This is a genomic window from Sporosarcina sp. So3-204, from assembly GCF_058068165.1.
Genome location: NZ_CM176485.1, coordinates 1,863,163 through 1,878,861 on the forward strand (window position 1 = coordinate 1,863,163; position 15,699 = coordinate 1,878,861).

The 15,699-nt window shown below is 35.0% G+C and carries 21 protein-coding genes and 2 pseudogenes; 22 read left to right on the forward strand and 1 reads right to left on the reverse strand.

The window, feature by feature from the left end:
* Positions 1 to 4 precede the first annotated feature (4 nt).
* From AC3RV6_RS08995 to AC3RV6_RS09005, 3 genes are read left to right on the forward strand one after another with little or no spacing between them, the layout of a single operon-like run.
* Entirely contained in the window at positions 5 to 364 is a 360-nt protein-coding gene (locus tag AC3RV6_RS08995; protein WP_489749099.1) for a YwqH-like family protein, read from the forward strand.
* A 19-nt stretch (positions 365 to 383) separates the two neighbouring features.
* Complete coding sequence (locus tag AC3RV6_RS09000; protein WP_489749100.1) at positions 384 to 686, forward strand: YwqI/YxiC family protein; 303 nt, start codon at positions 384 to 386, stop codon at positions 684 to 686.
* On the forward strand, positions 683 to 859 hold the full coding sequence (locus AC3RV6_RS09005) for a T7SS effector LXG polymorphic toxin (protein ID WP_489749101.1): 177 nt from the start codon (positions 683 to 685) through the stop codon (positions 857 to 859). The genes AC3RV6_RS09000 and AC3RV6_RS09005 overlap by 4 nt, the downstream gene beginning before the upstream one ends.
* A gap of 117 nt (positions 860 to 976) precedes the next feature.
* Here AC3RV6_RS09005 and AC3RV6_RS09010 read toward each other — a convergent pair whose 3' ends face one another.
* Positions 977 to 2,161 (reverse strand): IS256 family transposase, encoded by a 1,185-nt coding sequence (locus AC3RV6_RS09010; protein WP_489749102.1) that lies wholly within the window; start codon positions 2,159 to 2,161, stop codon positions 977 to 979.
* A gap of 115 nt (positions 2,162 to 2,276) precedes the next feature.
* On the opposite strand from AC3RV6_RS09010, the gene AC3RV6_RS09015 reads away from it, so the two are divergent.
* From AC3RV6_RS09015 to AC3RV6_RS09105, 19 genes and pseudogenes are all read left to right on the forward strand, one after another.
* Positions 2,277 to 2,906, forward strand: a complete 630-nt coding sequence (locus AC3RV6_RS09015) for a T7SS effector LXG polymorphic toxin (RefSeq protein WP_489749226.1) — start codon at positions 2,277 to 2,279, stop codon at positions 2,904 to 2,906.
* A 42-nt stretch (positions 2,907 to 2,948) separates the two neighbouring features.
* Positions 2,949 to 3,635 carry a hypothetical protein gene (locus tag AC3RV6_RS09020; RefSeq protein WP_489749103.1) on the forward strand — a complete coding sequence of 229 codons (687 nt, stop codon included), beginning with the start codon at positions 2,949 to 2,951 and terminating at the stop codon, positions 3,633 to 3,635.
* A gap of 99 nt (positions 3,636 to 3,734) precedes the next feature.
* Positions 3,735 to 4,475 carry an ABC transporter ATPase gene (locus AC3RV6_RS09025; RefSeq protein ID WP_489749104.1) on the forward strand — a complete coding sequence of 247 codons (741 nt, stop codon included), beginning with the start codon at positions 3,735 to 3,737 and terminating at the stop codon, positions 4,473 to 4,475.
* 21 nt (positions 4,476 to 4,496) lie between these two features.
* A complete protein-coding gene (locus tag AC3RV6_RS09030; RefSeq protein WP_489749105.1) occupies positions 4,497 to 4,670 on the forward strand; it encodes a hypothetical protein in 174 nt (57 codons plus the stop codon).
* 255 nt (positions 4,671 to 4,925) lie between these two features.
* Entirely contained in the window at positions 4,926 to 6,386 is a 1,461-nt protein-coding gene (locus tag AC3RV6_RS09035) for an IS1182 family transposase (protein ID WP_489749106.1), read from the forward strand.
* Positions 6,387 to 6,484: 98 nt separating this feature from the next.
* The gene (locus AC3RV6_RS09040) at positions 6,485 to 6,820 is read left to right on the forward strand and encodes a hypothetical protein (RefSeq protein ID WP_489749107.1); all 336 of its coding nucleotides are present in this window, start codon (positions 6,485 to 6,487) and stop codon (positions 6,818 to 6,820) included.
* A gap of 2 nt (positions 6,821 to 6,822) precedes the next feature.
* Complete coding sequence (locus tag AC3RV6_RS09045) at positions 6,823 to 7,269, forward strand: DUF5085 family protein (protein ID WP_489749108.1); 447 nt, start codon at positions 6,823 to 6,825, stop codon at positions 7,267 to 7,269.
* Positions 7,266 to 8,015: an ABC transporter ATPase gene (locus tag AC3RV6_RS09050; RefSeq protein ID WP_489749109.1), complete on the forward strand. Its 750-nt coding sequence runs from the start codon at positions 7,266 to 7,268 to the stop codon at positions 8,013 to 8,015. Before AC3RV6_RS09045 ends, AC3RV6_RS09050 begins: the two co-directional genes overlap by 4 nt.
* A gap of 34 nt (positions 8,016 to 8,049) precedes the next feature.
* Positions 8,050 to 8,625 carry a hypothetical protein gene (locus tag AC3RV6_RS09055; protein ID WP_489749110.1) on the forward strand — a complete coding sequence of 192 codons (576 nt, stop codon included), beginning with the start codon at positions 8,050 to 8,052 and terminating at the stop codon, positions 8,623 to 8,625.
* Between the two features lie 170 nt (positions 8,626 to 8,795).
* Positions 8,796 to 9,620, forward strand: a complete 825-nt coding sequence (locus AC3RV6_RS09060) for a ribonuclease YeeF family protein (protein WP_489749111.1) — start codon at positions 8,796 to 8,798, stop codon at positions 9,618 to 9,620.
* 9 nt (positions 9,621 to 9,629) lie between these two features.
* On the forward strand, positions 9,630 to 10,295 hold the full coding sequence (locus AC3RV6_RS09065; RefSeq protein WP_489749112.1) for a polymorphic toxin type 24 domain-containing protein: 666 nt from the start codon (positions 9,630 to 9,632) through the stop codon (positions 10,293 to 10,295).
* Between the two features lie 25 nt (positions 10,296 to 10,320).
* Entirely contained in the window at positions 10,321 to 10,773 is a 453-nt protein-coding gene (locus AC3RV6_RS09070) for a hypothetical protein (protein ID WP_489749113.1), read from the forward strand.
* A gap of 499 nt (positions 10,774 to 11,272) precedes the next feature.
* Positions 11,273 to 11,650, forward strand: coding sequence for a hypothetical protein (locus AC3RV6_RS09075; protein WP_489749114.1), 378 nt, complete (start codon positions 11,273 to 11,275; stop codon positions 11,648 to 11,650).
* A 153-nt stretch (positions 11,651 to 11,803) separates the two neighbouring features.
* Positions 11,804 to 12,250 (forward strand): annotated as a pseudogene (locus AC3RV6_RS09080) (DUF6630 family protein); the annotation flags it as partial.
* A gap of 282 nt (positions 12,251 to 12,532) precedes the next feature.
* Positions 12,533 to 12,772, forward strand: a pseudogene (locus AC3RV6_RS09085) (hypothetical protein); the annotation flags it as partial.
* A gap of 12 nt (positions 12,773 to 12,784) precedes the next feature.
* On the forward strand, positions 12,785 to 13,708 hold the full coding sequence (locus tag AC3RV6_RS09090) for a hypothetical protein (RefSeq protein ID WP_489749115.1): 924 nt from the start codon (positions 12,785 to 12,787) through the stop codon (positions 13,706 to 13,708).
* 52 nt (positions 13,709 to 13,760) lie between these two features.
* Positions 13,761 to 14,474: a PoNi-like cognate immunity protein gene (locus tag AC3RV6_RS09095; protein WP_489749116.1), complete on the forward strand. Its 714-nt coding sequence runs from the start codon at positions 13,761 to 13,763 to the stop codon at positions 14,472 to 14,474.
* 311 nt (positions 14,475 to 14,785) lie between these two features.
* The gene (locus AC3RV6_RS09100; RefSeq protein ID WP_489749117.1) at positions 14,786 to 14,968 is read left to right on the forward strand and encodes a hypothetical protein; all 183 of its coding nucleotides are present in this window, start codon (positions 14,786 to 14,788) and stop codon (positions 14,966 to 14,968) included.
* A 172-nt stretch (positions 14,969 to 15,140) separates the two neighbouring features.
* On the forward strand, positions 15,141 to 15,653 hold the full coding sequence (locus tag AC3RV6_RS09105) for a CbrC family protein (protein WP_489749118.1): 513 nt from the start codon (positions 15,141 to 15,143) through the stop codon (positions 15,651 to 15,653).
* Positions 15,654 to 15,699 lie beyond the last annotated feature (46 nt).

The window sequence follows — 15,699 nt, forward strand, 5'->3', positions numbered from 1 at the left end:
TTTCTTGTTATCTTATTATTATGCTTTAAAAGCAAAAAAAGTTAAGGATGTTCAGCGGTTGAATGATTGCCAAGGGAAATTGGTAGTCAAACAAGGGGAATTTAATAATCATGAAAATGAATGTTTAGAACCTGAACTTACAGCGAAGACATGGCAAGGTAAGCATGCCACTAGTTTTGATGAAATACGTGAATCTGGTATTCACACACCTTACTTAGAAATAGCAGGCGCACAATTTAGTAAAGTATACGAAGCAATCACTACAAAAATTGCAGCTTTAAATATAGAAATTGAACAGATACAACAAACCATCAATCATTTGTTAGCTGAGGAAGCCGCGGAAAAAGCAAAGTCTACGAAGTAAATCTCGAGGAGGGAATAGAATGTCTTCAGAAGTGAAAATATTATATGCGGATGTAGAAGCACAATTAAGTGATATGAAAGGTCGCGCTGAATCACTAAATCCAAAAGCCGTGCCTCCAATTATTGGAAATACATTGGATGTCGTAACGAAATTAACAGATCTTTCTACTCAACTTGAAACATTATTAACGAGCTATCAAAAAGTATTACTTAATAATATTAAAACAACGGAAAGCTCAGTCCAGTTTATGCGTACATCTGATGAAACAATTTCCAAAGCAATTGCCACAACATGCACTGGACCGATGAAGGTGGTAAATTGAAGATACTAGATGTAAACCCATTTCATGAAGGATTGAATAGGAATCTTCAAATGTTCAGCAAATTAGAAACTGAGATTCAAGATATAAAAACTACTATAGAAATGCTTGTTAAAATGGATGATTCCTTAAAAGGTGAAGGCGGTGAGGGAGTGTCAATATTTATGTGTAAATGACAATCCGACCTTTTCATCGTGAATATCACTTATTGCTTTTTTATAACTTGTGAGTAGAACTTAGTATTAAGATTAGCTTTTTTTCTAAACCAAATTCTGTGTTAAGCAGACTAACTATTATTCTTTTGCTTCAAACATATTAGCCAGCTCTGCACGTGCTTGATCGAAACCAATATGACATCGTGTGATGAAGCGTTGGTTATAATCTTCGAACTGGGAAACGAGGAAGCGCTCAAGTGATTCTTCATTCGGAAACTGCACTTTACGCTTTGTGTATTTCTTAATTTGCTTGTTGAATGACTCGATTAAATTCGTTGAGTATATGCTGCGCCAAATTGATTTAGGGAAACTGTAGAAGGTAAGTAGATAATCATTTGTAGCGAGTGATTTCGTAACCTTCGGATACGACTTACGCCATTTTGAACAGAAGTTATCTAGTGCGACTTGGCCAACTTCCTGATCATCAGCTCGGTAAACCGTTTTGAAATCCTCGCAAATCTCAGCTCGATCTTCAACTCGTACTTTATGAGAAATAGTACGTGCCACATGCACTAGAAATGTTTGGAATTGAGCTTTAGGAAATGCACTTGTAATTGTGTCCACCATGCCTGTTAAGCCATCTGAGAGGAAGAGAAGGACTTCTTCTACGCCACGTTCTTTTATTTCTAGGAGGAGCTCTTTCCAATTGAAGGCTGATTCTGTTGGAGCGATTGTGTAAGCAATCACTTCTTTTGAGCCATCTTCACGAATGCCGACGGCTATATAAACAGCTTCTTTGGAAACTGTTTCACGTCGAACTGAAATATAAGTTGCGTCTAAATAAACACATGCATAGCGCGTACTGAGCTTCCTTTTATTAAAGGCTTCTACCTGTTCACCCACTACTTGTGTCATATTAGATATTGTTTGACGTGTGTAATGATGGCCATACATTTTCTCGATTAAATCAGCGATTTCTGACATCGTTACGCCTTTTTGAAACATGTGGATGACAAATGATTCGAGTGTATCGTTTGATCGCTTATAAGGCGCGACTGTCTGTTGTTTAAACTCACCGTTGCGATCACGAGGAATCGTGACCTGAAGGTCACCATATTCAGTGTGCAGCGTTCGGTCATATGAACCATTACGTGAATTCCCCGAATTAAAGCCGATACGGTCATATTTTTCATAATCTAAAAACGCTGTTAGCTCCGTAGTAAGTAAGGTATTTACAGCTGTTTCTAAATGTGAACGAAAAACCTCGGTAATATCTTGTTTTTGTACTAGTGCTTGAACAATATCTGTTGTAAACTGAGTCATTGGGAAGGCCTCTTTTGTAGGATTGGTTGTGGTGACTTAATTCTACCAATAAAAGGTCTTCCTTTTTGTATTTATTCATTTACACAAGATATTTTACACTCTCGGCGGTGACGCAATAAGAGCTTTTTACAATGAATGTCACCTACCATTCTTACAGTTTTATAAAACTTTTAATACGAAGTATACGACAATCCTTGACGGGATGAATGCAGCTCTTTCGAGTCTTGAACCTAATTCCAATGGTTATATAAATCAAAGTTTTCTTGAAAATGAACTTGAAACAGGTCTTATCAAAATCAGCAAAAGTACGGAAACGTTAACAAATGAATCGAATGCAACAATTAGTTCAGTGAGTGATATCGTATCACTTCCAAATCTCAACGATAGTGACGTTCAAATAGGTGTTAAAAAAGCGAAGACCAAACGCGACACTACTGTTACTGATTTGAATGAATTTGATTCGACACAAACACTTAAATTAAATGAAATTGAAAATGATTTAGCCGTTTTGAAAACATGGGTGGCTGATATTGAAAGTTTGTTTACTGAAGGCTTAACAGATATCAATTTCCCGATAGATGCCTGGATGGAATATACAAATTCAAGCCCTCTTTCAACAGCACTAGAAGCAGAAGAGAGCGACTTATCAACTGTAACAGATGGCGCGGATGAAGATAATATAGGGAATTTAGATTCAACGTCTACTAAACCAATGCAACAATTAGGTGACGGCGTAAAATTATAGGGAGCAACAATTCCAAATGGCTATTCAAGTTTTGCAATGTTTATGGCATATAAAAAAGGTGGGTTAAGATCAGTAGGTGGTTTTCCTGATTTAAGAAACGGAAATAACTCGTACCGTGTCTATGTAAACGATAGAGGTTTAAAGTATTTAGGTGTTGAGACAACGAATGGAAGTAATAAAGACTTTTTACTGAAAGCAGCTAGTAAACACTCAGGATCTTCGCAATGGTTTAGTAATCCAGCGCAAGGTGTTTTAAATAATCATCCTCAACTTGAATATTGGAGTAATAGTGCATCAATCAAAGAGAAAGCAACAAACTTTGGGAAATCTACGTTAAAAGGTACCCAAAGCGGCTTCACTGATATCGTTGACATTAAAGGAATAAAAAATAGTGGAATATTAAAAGGCTCTGTAAAAGCATTAGGTCCTGTTGGAGCTGGCCTTAATTACTACAATAACTTTGACGAAGCTAAAGGATCTGGTCTTAGTGATGGTCAAGCTGCTGGAAGAGCAACAGTAGATACTGTAATAGATACTGGTGTAGGCGCCGCGGTTCAAGCGGGAAGTATAGCCTTGTTAACTGTACTCGTCCCTGTTCCAGGAGTGGGGACAGCACTTGGTGTTGGGCTTGGAATCGGATTAAATTACCTCTTAAATAAAAGAAGTAAAGATAAAGATGGAAATCAAGATAAATCAGCAATGGATCATGTTAAAGGTTGGTTCCGTTAGCAGATTAATGTATGACTATTAATCTGCTAAACCTGGTTTTCTATTGTACTTGAAGATTGTTTCAGTTGAATAGGGGGAAATACCATTTTATTAAATAAGTTGAATGAAGAAGATTTTGAAGTATTAAAAAAGCCATTAGGGTCAGGTAGACAAAGTCCTAGCTCCATAGGTTTTGCATTACTGATATCCGTATTTATACAAGTTTTGTTTTATTACTTAACTTACAACGTAGCTGCAGCTTCTACGATCTATCCAAATGTTGATAGAATACAATCGACACACTTATGGATTACAGCTATATTAGTTGCGATTTCGCTTCTGTATGCGATTCCTACTATCTATTATCGCAGCCAAAAAGTGCAGTATTTTTTATTAATCTTAACATCGCTAAATGGAGTTGCTTCCTTTTGTTATTTATGTGCGATGTTTTTAATTGGTGAAGGAGCAAAAAGTACTGAAGAATCACTATTAACTTTTACAATGATTACCTTAATATTAGCTTTACTTCTTTTAGGGGCAACTTTCATTCGATTCTACATATTGCTTCAAAATGGATTTTATCGAAAAGGATCAAAAAATGACGAATTAAGAGAGAAGTTTGAAACTAAATCATATATTCCTCTAGCTATAATTGGAGGAACAGGCTTATTGTTCATCATACAATACGTTGTTCGAACTGCAAATTTGGATGATATATATGGAGCGGTCGTAATTGTAATATTTTTCACGATTTTTTATGTAATGATATTTATGGTGCCAGAACAGTTGGTTATTTTGTATTGTAAATTTCGCTTTAAAAGTTTTAACTTTGATAAAAAAGGTTTTATGCTGAACGATTAAACCGGAAGAAGGTGCTTGGGTATGGGGATGGAAATACGTTCACTAAGTTTTGATAATTTATTAGTACATTCAAAAGTACAATCAAAAGAAGATTGGCAAGAAGGTTTTTTTATGATGGAAGGTTTTACACTAAATGAAGACATTTACAAAAATGGGAGGTCACTGAAAAAGTCCTCTTCACCTGAGGTTTTCTAGAATTTGTTGATTTCCGCTACAGATGGACGCTTTCCACGGGGCGGGCGGTGAGCCTCCTCGTCGCGAAAACCGCGCTCCTGTGGGGTCTCGCCTGTCCCGCTTCATCCCGTAGGAGTCGCCATCTTCCGCTACAATCAACGGAGTATGCTAAAAACCAGACTATAAAACACTAAACAGCGATTCATTTTCGATTAAATCGAAAATGAATCGCTGTTTTATTGTATGATAAAAGGACTAATTCCAGGCGGTGGTCCCATGATCCCTACTCAAGAAACCTTCAATCTTAGCCCATATATAGCCATCTACGATATCGTTGTACCAAAAGATAATATGCTGCGTCAAATCAATGAACTTGTAGATTACTCCTTTGTTTTAGAGGAATTGAAAAGTAAATATTGTCACGATAACGGTCGCAATGCAGTCCCGCCGATTCGCATGTTTAAATATTTATTACTTAAATCAATCTTTGATTTATCAGATGTTGATGTTGTCGAACGCTCTAAGTACGATATGTCTTTCAAATACTTTCTTGATATGGCACCAGAGGCTTCAGTCATTGATCCCAGTTCCTTAACGAAATTTCGCAAGCTACGTCTAAATGACTTGGATTTATTAGACTTACTCATTCAAAAGACAGTTGAAATTGCACTTGAAAAAGAGCTTATCAAAAGTAAATCGATTATTGTAGACGCCACGCATACAAAAGCGCGATATAACCAAAAATCACCGAAAGAATTTTTAATGGAAAAATCCAAAAATGTACGTAAAACTGTGTATCAATTCGATGAAACCATGAAAGAAAAGTTCCCAACGAAAACAACTTCTAACGAAGTTGAAGATGAATTGGCTTATTGTGAAAAAGTGATTTCAGTAATTGAAAAAGAGGTTCACCTTGTAAACATTCCAGCCGTCAAAGAGAAGTTAAATGTATTAAAGGAAGTTGTAGAAGATTATACAGAACGGCTCGATTTCTCAACGGATCCAGATGCACGCGTAGGTCATAAAACAGCAGACTCCTCTTTCTTTGGCTACAAAACACATATTGCAATAAATGATGAACGATTGATTACAGCTGCGATTGTGACAACTGGAGAAAAAAGTGATGGGAAATACCTTCAAGATTTAATTGAAAAAAGTCAGGAAACAGGCATGGAAATTGAAGCAGTGCTTGGGGATACAGCTTATTCTGGAAAAGATAATATTCTTTATGCCAAGGAAAATGAACTTGAACTGGTGTCAAAATTACACCCTCAAATTACACAAGGGAGTCGTACGAAGGAAGAGGAATTTGAATTTAATAAAGATGCAGGGATGTATGTTTGTAAGGCCGGTCACATGGCGATTAGAAAAGCGCGTACTCAAAAGAAAAATGTAGTGAGAAATCAATGTCAAACCTATTATTTTGATATTAATAAATGTAAAAGCTGCCCGTTTCGTCAAGGTTGTTATAAAGAAGGTGCGAAAAGTAAAACTTACTCGGTAACGATTAAATCGACAGAACATAAAGATCAAGAAGCGTTTCAAAATAGCGATGAATTTAAAGTCAAAGCCAAATCTCGTTATAAAATCGAAGCGAAGAATAGTGAATTAAAACATAGACACGGGTATGATGTAGCCAAATCAGCGGGTCTATTTGGCATGCGAATGCAAGGTGCCATGACCATTTTTGCGGTCAATCTTAAACGGATTATAACGTTAATGAAAGATACAGAGTAAGAAACAGCAAAGAAAAAAGAGCTAATTCGTTCAAAATCGAACGAATCGGCTCTTTTTTCTATGAGATTTACTACAAATTTAAAAACGTAAGTTTTTCAGTGGCCTCCAAAAATGGTCCTGTGTTTTTTTCCGTAACAGATGATCAAAACAACCCGACAATGGGTGAATTTACTTATTATTTGCCGATTAATGAGACTGTGAAGTTATTGGATGAAACAGATTTTCATTTCCTTAAAAGTTTTCAAATCGAGCGAGCATTAGTGTTGCGTCAAGCAGATGAAGAGTTAGATTTCACCACGGCATGTAAAAAAATAAAATCATATGCAGCGAAGGAAAAAATAGCGTTGGAAGATACGTACTATTGTGTATTACTCGAAGTATACAATAAATATATTATTGACTTATATGTACCGTTAAAAGGAACGGGGCGATAATAATGATTGTTGAAAATAATCAAATTTCCTATAGAAATGTAGCGTCTAAGTATTATAATTTCTTACCAAAGGAAATTGATGGTGCCATAAAGGACTTTGATATGATTTTAAATAATTATGGGTTTAACACAAACGGCATTATCTTTCTTTCACTAATTAGTGAACCAACGGACGAGGTAATGACAGCCGAAATCTTCTTACCAATTGTAGAAAATCAATTTAAGGTACCTAGGAATGAAAATATTCGTTTTAATAGTTACTTTTCTATTAATAAAATGGTAATGACAAGGGTCGTGGAAGACATTGAAACTGCTTCACAAATAAAGTATTGGGAACTAATGGATTATATTAAAGAAAAAAAGTTCATTAAGAAAACACCAATGTTTATGGAATTTAAAAGAAGCAACAATGGACTAGATTATGCCGAGATAAGTATTGGAATTTTATGAGTAAATTGAGCGTCAAGGATTTTGAAATATTAAGAGAACCATTGAAGTCGGGTATGCAGAGCCCTAGCTCAATTAGTTTTGCATTAATCCTGTCAGCATTTTTACAATCCTTATTCTATTACTTGACTTATTACGTTGCAGCAGCGTATACAATATATCCTAATATAGAGCAAATACAATCGATTCACTTTTGGATTACAGCTATCTTAGTTATTCTCTCCCTTTTATACTCGATACCAATTGTTTATCAAAATAGCCAAAAAATACAATATCTATTATCAATATTATCAATTCAAAACATCGGAGCAGCATTTTGTTATTTGAGTTCTCTATTTTTGATCGGAGAATGGAGAAATAACACTGTTGATTCACTGGTATCTTTCACAACAACTTCTCTTTTATTCGCTTTAGCTCTTTTTATATCAAAGTTTATTCGAATGTATATCTTATTAAAAAAAGGATTATATCGTGAAGGCACCAATAAGGAAAAAATGACGGATAAGGTGGAAGTACTATCTTATTTACCAGTTGCTATTATTGGAGGCACAGGATTGTTATATGCTATACAGTACATTATTCGCAAGGTAAGTTTTTTTGATATATATAATTATTATCTGATCATTTTAGGTTTTGTTCTTTTTTACACAATGATCTTTATTTTACCCGAACAGCTAGTTATTCTGTATTGCAAATGCCGTTATAAAAGCTTTAATTTTGATAAAAAAGGATTTTTAAAAAGGGATTAACAAATTATTTTTGAAATCGTTAGGGGAAAATACAATGAAAAAAATGGTCATAATTTTGATGGTAATATTTGTAGTTGCTTTAACTGGTTGTAATAAATCAACCAATGAAAGAACAAGAGGAGATGTGAAAGAAATGGAAGAACCAATGGAACAGCAAACAAGTGAAAAAGCACCTATTTCATTACAACTTTTAAAAGAAGATATAGATTCAGGTGTAACTATTGAAAATAGCGCTGTTTACTCAGAATTAAATCGTATTATAACTAAAACGCCAGATATTGGTGTAGATAATGATTTTAGTGTTTTTGTTGTAGACATTGTTGATAGTGGAACAGAAGACGCTTCACTATTATTTGTCGGGATAAACCGTTTAGACGAATCAATAAAAAACGTATCTTTTAACTACACACTAGGACATGAAAACGGTGATTTTGTATGGGATGGTGCTGAAGTTACACTATCGGAAGAACAGGCTGGTGTAATTAAACCAAATCATGCAATTCCGTTTACACTTGCCATTACACCTGAGCAGGAAGAAGTATTAGAGTCTTTGAATCAAGATAATCAGGTTGTTAAAATTGAAAATTTCTCTTTCGAATCTGCTGAATGAGTAAATACCAAATACTAAAATAAAATTTCAATAATTGTATGCAATGAATGGTAGTTATAGCTATAGGAGGGTCCCATGTTTAGTAAATGTAAGGTGAGGTTAGCCCAAATTGAACTGATTATCTCTATTGTATTAAATGGTTATGAAATAGATTCGAAGAAGGTGTTTACATGAAGGTCTTAGATGTCACTCCTTTTCATGATGGACTTCGTCAAAATCTAGTTATGCTTTTTAGACTTGAAACCGAGATGAAATCAATTGAAAGCACGGTTGAAGAACTCGTAATGTTAGAGGATTCATTAAAAGGGCAAGGTGGAAATGCCATTCGTTCATTTTACGCGGAATGTCATGTCCCATTTTTACAATTCTATCAAACGTTCCAAAACCAATATAAAACGATATTGGAACAAATGGAGAGAGCCCTTGATGCGCTAGAGCCAAATTCATCTGGATTTATTCGTGAAAGTTTTTTAGAAGGAGAAATAGAACAAGGCTTAAACGAAATTGCACAATTAACAGAAAGCCTAACAAATGAAGCGAACAATATTATGAATCAAGTTGCGGATATCGTCGCTCTACCAAATCTGGATGATAGTGATGTGCACGAAGGCGTACGTGGTGGTAAGATAAAAAGAGACGATACAGTTACGCAATTGCATGAATTCGATTCGAGCCAAGCAACTGCTTTATCGCCAGTTGAAACTGATTTATCGACAATGACAACATGGGTTTCAGATATTGAAAGTTTGTTTACAGAAGGCGTTACAGATATTACTTTTCCAATGGATAAATGGGTCACATCGACCGCAAGAAACACCATCCAAACCTCATTGATGCATCAATCCCAAACAATGGGAGGACTTACTGGCATGACTGATGTGAATGGGCATCCAACAGCGTTGCATGGCACTGATATAAAGGGAGGCAATTCACTCAGCCAAAGACAAAGCTTCGGTGATGAACCAGGAGGTCTATACGGAATGGGGGCGTACTAACTAGCAGGCATGGGAATCCAAGCTAGACCTCTCCATGACAATAGAGTGAGCGGCGTATCTATCTCTGCAGGAAGTGCCTTGACCGCTTCCCGAAGTGAAAAGTTGACAGGGCAAATAACGTCAACAGCAAAGGTTCAAGTGGAAAAGCCTACGAAGAATAAGAAGAAGAATAAAGTTTTAGGATTCCTTAAAGGAGCCGCCGATTTCCTCATTCTTGATGACGTGAAGACAGTAGTAGATCCGAATGCTTCACTGTTATCAAAAGGCTTTGCTATTTTTTCAGTTACACCCGCAGGTAAAGGATTGAAAGCTGCAAATTTAGGATTTAAACTTGTGAGAAAATTACCGTTTGGGAAGGCTATTGTTAAGAAAGTTGATAAGGTTACGGGAAAAGGCTCTAGTAAAAGTCGAAATAAACCAAAAGAACAAAGTACTCCTAATTCTAAGGATATAGTAAGAAATAAAGAAGGGAAGATAATAAAATATTCTACTTATGATGCGGATGGTAAATTACTGAAAGAAGTTCGCATCACAGGAAAAGATCATGGTAATATACCACGTCCAAATGTTAAAGAACCAAAATATAATATCAATCCAAAAACAGGAGAGAAATTTCATAACGGCTACCAAGTTCGACCAACTAATCCATCCGAAGTACCTAAAAATATTCCGTAAACCACGGGCATGAGGTGAATTTCTAGTGTTTAACGATGAGGTAAATAAAGAATATATGGAATATAAACAAGCAAATAATGGCGATTTTACTTGGTGGAATTATATAAATGTAAAATCAGATTTAAATACCGCAATAGGCTTTGCGAAATTCTATTATCCAGATTTTCTTGAGATAGACGGATGTTTATTGTTAAAGGATAATTATTCAAAAGAGAAATTTGAATTATGGAAAGTAGAGTGTAATAACGACAAAACTTGTATTGAAAAAATGATGAACTTATATCAAGTCAGAGACTTTTTCCATATAAATATAGAGGAAAGTGAAGATTTAGATGACCAAATTATGGCTTTGAGTAAAATTATTAAAAAATTATGGTCACTTTGTTTGAAAGATAAATTCCCAAATCGTGAAATATTTGTAGAAGTATTCAAAGAAGAAGATGATGAAATCTTTATTACTATATATGAAAAACAATAATTAACTTTTTATTGTTAGAAAAATGGATATATTTGTTGAATTAATGAATCTAGCTTTTTAAAACCGTTGATTTCCGTTACAAACGGACGCTTTCCGCGGGCGGTCCGTGATCCTAGGTCCCACTTGGACACGCTTTTCCCCGCTGGAGTCGCCGCTTTCCACTTCAATCAACTAGATGTAGCATTCTTTATATAAACTTTTATAATAAGTTTATATGTTTTGTTGAAATAAATGATAGGTAAGTAGTTTAATGGCTCTTATGTAAATAATTCACTTTCATCTAAATTCAAACTCATTTTGTTTTTTACCATGACAAATGACATTTAAAATAAAACACATATTTATAAGAGAAGTAGTATTTTTGAATAATATCCTCAGATGGAATGAAAACCAACTAAACATCATTATCATAAAGAATCATGGACTTACATTCCAATAAAAGATGTTATGAATGTTGACAATGTAGTCGTTAGAGTCCCATTACAAAAGAGGTGATATTTTGAAGGTACTAATAGAAGATTATAATATTGAAAAAAACACAGTTACTTTCTCTTCAGAATATGGCAAAAGTACTGTATTTTGGGAGAGTTCTGCACCTGAACGAGGTTTATATTATGATGTAGAGCTAGAGATTCAAGAAATATTAATATGGGATAAAGATATTAAAAGAGACGATTCTGACAAGTGTTGTATTAAGGGTATAGATACTATTCCTCATTTTGTCGGAAAATTAGAGTCTTCTGGTGTAGATGGAGTTTGCGCATTGCGTATTGGGGATAGCGTTGTACTTATAGAGACCCAAGGAAAACCATTTGAAGATGGAATGTATGTATCCTTTAATTCACAAAGGGTAATCTTATATAATAGTGATTTGTAATTTAGTTTCATAATTTGTTTTAAATCTGAATTGAACTTGAGACAAGCTATTTTTTTATTGACGAGTAATCATAATTATTTTACCTTGAAGTGCATAATGCCTTCAAGGCTTTTTATTTAGTTATCACAAAACCAGAAATTATCCAAAAATAAATACAATAATGTAAAACTTGCTTGCCAAAATCCTAAGCAGTATTTTAAAAGATTCGAGGATCGGCTGGTAGAAAGAAATATTACAGGGATATCAAAAGAGTTACCGTGGATTGCATTGGTAGATGAGTTGATTGACAAGGAATTAGCTGACGAAATCGATTGAAAAGATTCGTTTGCGTCGATTTGTGAAGTAGTAGATCATTTACTTAGAAATAAAAATTTATTACCACTTGAATGGGCAAAATTGAGTACTAAATATAGTGAATTGTACGCAGAAGAAGCTTTAGAAGTATTGGCATCAGAATTACAAAAAAATGCTATTTCCTTTGCATACTTAGATATTGATAGGGACTCATACGTATTAATCACTGTTAGAAAAGAAGAAATTAAAAAGTTAAAAGAGTTAGCTCAGCAAGCAGATTTTACAATTGTTGATGAATTTGTTTGAACGTCATTTTGACTGATACTGATTCAGGTCTTACTTGTGATAAGTTAAAGGAAATTTTTAGTGATCTTTCGAGTGAATGCTTTCTTGATTTTATCTAGGAATGTGCATTAATCTAAATAATTTAGACAATACAAAACACCTTCTATTCTGAAATTAGTTTTTACTAAACTGATTAAGCAAGAGGGTGTTTTTCTTATGTAGAAGTGATTTTAAGAAAATTTGATAGAAGTTTAGCGATAGTAAATGTTTCAATATGCGGGTGTTAAATGAAATAATACCGTTACGCAACTGCATGAATTCGATTCGAGTCAGACGACTGCCTTATCGCCAGTTGGAACAGATTTAACGACAATGACAACATGGGTTTCAGATATTGAAAGTTTGTTTACAGAAGGCGTTACGGTTATTACCTTTACGATGGATAAATGGGTCACTTCGACCGCAAGAAACATCATCCAAACATCATTAATGCATCAATCTCAGACAATGGCTGGACTTACTGGGATGACAGATGGAGATTGAAATCCAGGAGTGATGCTTGGCACAGATATAATGGATGGCAATTCACTCAGCCAGAGACAAAGCTTCGGTGATGAACCAGGAAGTCTTTACGGAATGGAGGCGTACTCACTAGCAGGCATGGGAACCCAAGCTAGACCTTTCCATGATTCTAGAGTGAGTGGCGTATCTATCTCTGCAGGAAGTGCCTTGACCGCTTCCCGAAGTGAAAAGTTGACAGGGCAAATAACGTCAACAGCAAAAGTTCAAGTGGAAAAGCCTACGAAGAAAAAGAAGAAGAACAGAGTTTTAGGATTCCTTAAAGGAGTCGCCGATTTCCTCATACTTGATGATGTGAAGACAGTAGTAGATCCGAATGCTTCACTGTTATCAAAAGGCTTTGCTATTTTTTCAGTGACACCTGCAGGTAAAGGATTGAAAGCTGCAAATTTGGGATTTAAACTTGTGAAGAAATCACCGTTTGGGAAGGCTATTGTTAAGAAAGTTGATAGTGCTGTAGATTTAGCAAAACACAAACAACGGTCAGTCATAAAATCAGTGGAAAATGGCAGTGTAAAACTTAAAAACAACAAACGCAAAGGGAACTATGGTGAAATGAAAATGGATGTTCATTTCGAAAACCAAGGGTATAGTAGAATTAGCAAGGATCGTGTCACCAGCTTAGATGATAAGATTGTTAAAGGAATTGACGGCGTTTATGAGAAGACAGGTCCTCCTCGTAAGTTTGTAATAGGAGAAGCTAAATATAATACGGGTCGATTAGGTAAAACAAAAGATGGAAAACAAATGAGTGATGGTTGGATAATTGGAGGGAAATCGAATACCAGATTAGAGTCTGCTGTAGGAATTGATAAAGCAGATGAGATGTTACTAGAAGGGTATGATTGGGTGTTAACGCATATCTCCAAAAGGTTCAGTAAATACTGTCAAAATAAATAGCAGCGGAAATGTTGTTAAATAAACATTATGATGGTGGATAGAGGATGAAAAAATGATAAGAGATCAGATAAAAGATGAACAATATTTCAGTGAATATATTGTTCAACAAAAGCAAAGGATAAATAACTTTCAAAACAAACTAGATAAGGATGAAGTTGCGCTCGATAGAGTCTTTGTAGTTCAGGAAAAAATAGACTCACTCTGTTTTCAAATTTTGATAGCAGAATATTCTATGGGTGAACCTGTAGAGAATCTAGTGAATCATTATAAAAAGCTTGTAGCAGATATGGAAACGTTTTGGGATCCTGCTTTCGGATATATAGATATGTTGTGGATGACATCGATAGGAATCATGTTAGAAATAGATGATGAGACGCTTGATGTGCTTGCTAAATTAACGAATGAATCTGGTTGGAACGACTATTTAATCAGTTATTTGTTGCAATCAAGAAACAGTTCGATTAGTTTATCTGAAAAAGACTTTATGTTTAAAACGCCATATAAACATCTTTTGGATGTTATCAATGGAGATGACGAGCAAGCAACTAGCAACCTGAAAGAGTATTTGAGTAATGAATGGTACCGAGGACATAATGATACTGGATGGTTTGATAATCATAAACAACAGCAAAAACTATATTATGGTTATTGGAGTTTCGAAAGTGGTGCGATTGCGAAAATATTGCAGTTGGATGATAGTAGTTTAAAAGACACGCCTTACTATCCTTATGATATGGTACATTATAAAGAATCTCAAAAGTATTAAGCTAAGTGTAATTATATTATAAATGGTGGTAGAGAGAAAGACAGTGGGTGCCCACACAACTCGGACGCTACTCCGACAACTCATGGTGCATAAAAGAATATGACCCTTCAATCAAGCAAATGGTTGAAGGGTTTTCTGTATAGCAATCCGATGTGGGATACTATCACTAGTATCCTTGTGTGCGAAATGAAAAAGACACTATATTGAAAACTCTCAAAGTGGTGCCGGTGTGACCAAACATCATTAATCAATCACCCCCACATAATGGCAGGACTTATTGGTATGACTAATTTTATTCTTTGAGTGAAAGTGTGCTAGGACGAGTAACTTCTACAGCAAAAGTTCAAGTGGAAAAGCCTACGAAGAAAAAGAAGAAGAACAACGTTTTAGGATTCATTAAAGGAGCCGCCGATTTTCTCATTCTAAATGATATTAAGGCGCTAGTAGATCCAAATGGTCCTTTCCACGAGATGCACCCTTCTGATCATAGGTAAGGAAAAAATGATAAACTCAACCATCCAAATAAAGGTGAGCCATCCCAAATCGATAGGAAGCAATGGAGAAAAGACAGAAGAAATTATTGGAAAAGTGAATGGGAGAATGATCGTTGGGATAATTAAACGTTTAGGGTTGCAAATCTTTTACTAATATATGAGGGGGAATAAAATGACATATAATTTTAAGTATTATGAAGATGTATTGAAAAACGCTGAATTTACAGAGGAAGAATGCCAATCATGTGGTTTAAATAAACATCGCCTTGAAGGAGAATATTTTGATCATGATGAAGAAGTAATATCAGTTTGCCTTGACTGCCTTAAAAGAGGTGAAATAAAAGATGATATCCCCAACTATATCAAAGACAGAATAACAGGTATAGAAAAAGAAAGTAAAATAGCCGAACTTGAAAGAACGCCTCCTGTTCCGTGGATACAGTATAATGATTGGCCAGTTTGTTGTGATGATTATACAAAATATCTTGGAGAATGGAACAGAGAAGACTTTGAAAAGTATTCTGACGATGGAATAACTTACTTACTGAGTATTTTGGAACCATCCTCAACAGAAAAAATTGAAAACAACGAATTATTCTGGGAAGATATAGATAGAAATACCGCAATATTCGTTTTTGAATGTTTACACAGTTCAAAGAAAATAGCAGTGCCTCAAAGCTATTAAAATAATAATAGGAGACGCATATAAATATTTTGATAGTTTAGGAGGG

What these genes read in the sequence shown, in the direction of transcription:
- AC3RV6_RS09020 (WP_489749103.1), top strand. Translation starts at nt 2,949, where the DNA reads ATGGCATATAAAAAAGGTGGGTTAAGATCAGTAGGTGGTTTTCCTGAT.
- AC3RV6_RS09060 (WP_489749111.1), top strand. Translation starts at nt 8,796, where the DNA reads ATGAAGGTCTTAGATGTCACTCCTTTTCATGATGGACTTCGTCAAAAT.
- AC3RV6_RS09035 (WP_489749106.1), top strand. Translation starts at nt 4,926, where the DNA reads ATGATCCCTACTCAAGAAACCTTCAATCTTAGCCCATATATAGCCATC.
- AC3RV6_RS09010 (WP_489749102.1), bottom strand. Translation starts at nt 2,161, where the DNA reads ATGACTCAGTTTACAACAGATATTGTTCAAGCACTAGTACAAAAACAA.
- AC3RV6_RS09105 (WP_489749118.1), top strand. Translation starts at nt 15,141, where the DNA reads ATGACATATAATTTTAAGTATTATGAAGATGTATTGAAAAACGCTGAA.
- AC3RV6_RS09095 (WP_489749116.1), top strand. Translation starts at nt 13,761, where the DNA reads ATGATAAGAGATCAGATAAAAGATGAACAATATTTCAGTGAATATATT.
- AC3RV6_RS09030 (WP_489749105.1), top strand. Translation starts at nt 4,497, where the DNA reads ATGGGGATGGAAATACGTTCACTAAGTTTTGATAATTTATTAGTACAT.
- AC3RV6_RS09055 (WP_489749110.1), top strand. Translation starts at nt 8,050, where the DNA reads ATGAAAAAAATGGTCATAATTTTGATGGTAATATTTGTAGTTGCTTTA.
- AC3RV6_RS09045 (WP_489749108.1), top strand. Translation starts at nt 6,823, where the DNA reads ATGATTGTTGAAAATAATCAAATTTCCTATAGAAATGTAGCGTCTAAG.
- AC3RV6_RS09065 (WP_489749112.1), top strand. Translation starts at nt 9,630, where the DNA reads ATGGGAATCCAAGCTAGACCTCTCCATGACAATAGAGTGAGCGGCGTA.
- AC3RV6_RS09000 (WP_489749100.1), top strand. Translation starts at nt 384, where the DNA reads ATGTCTTCAGAAGTGAAAATATTATATGCGGATGTAGAAGCACAATTA.
- AC3RV6_RS09050 (WP_489749109.1), top strand. Translation starts at nt 7,266, where the DNA reads ATGAGTAAATTGAGCGTCAAGGATTTTGAAATATTAAGAGAACCATTG.
- AC3RV6_RS09090 (WP_489749115.1), top strand. Translation starts at nt 12,785, where the DNA reads ATGCTTGGCACAGATATAATGGATGGCAATTCACTCAGCCAGAGACAA.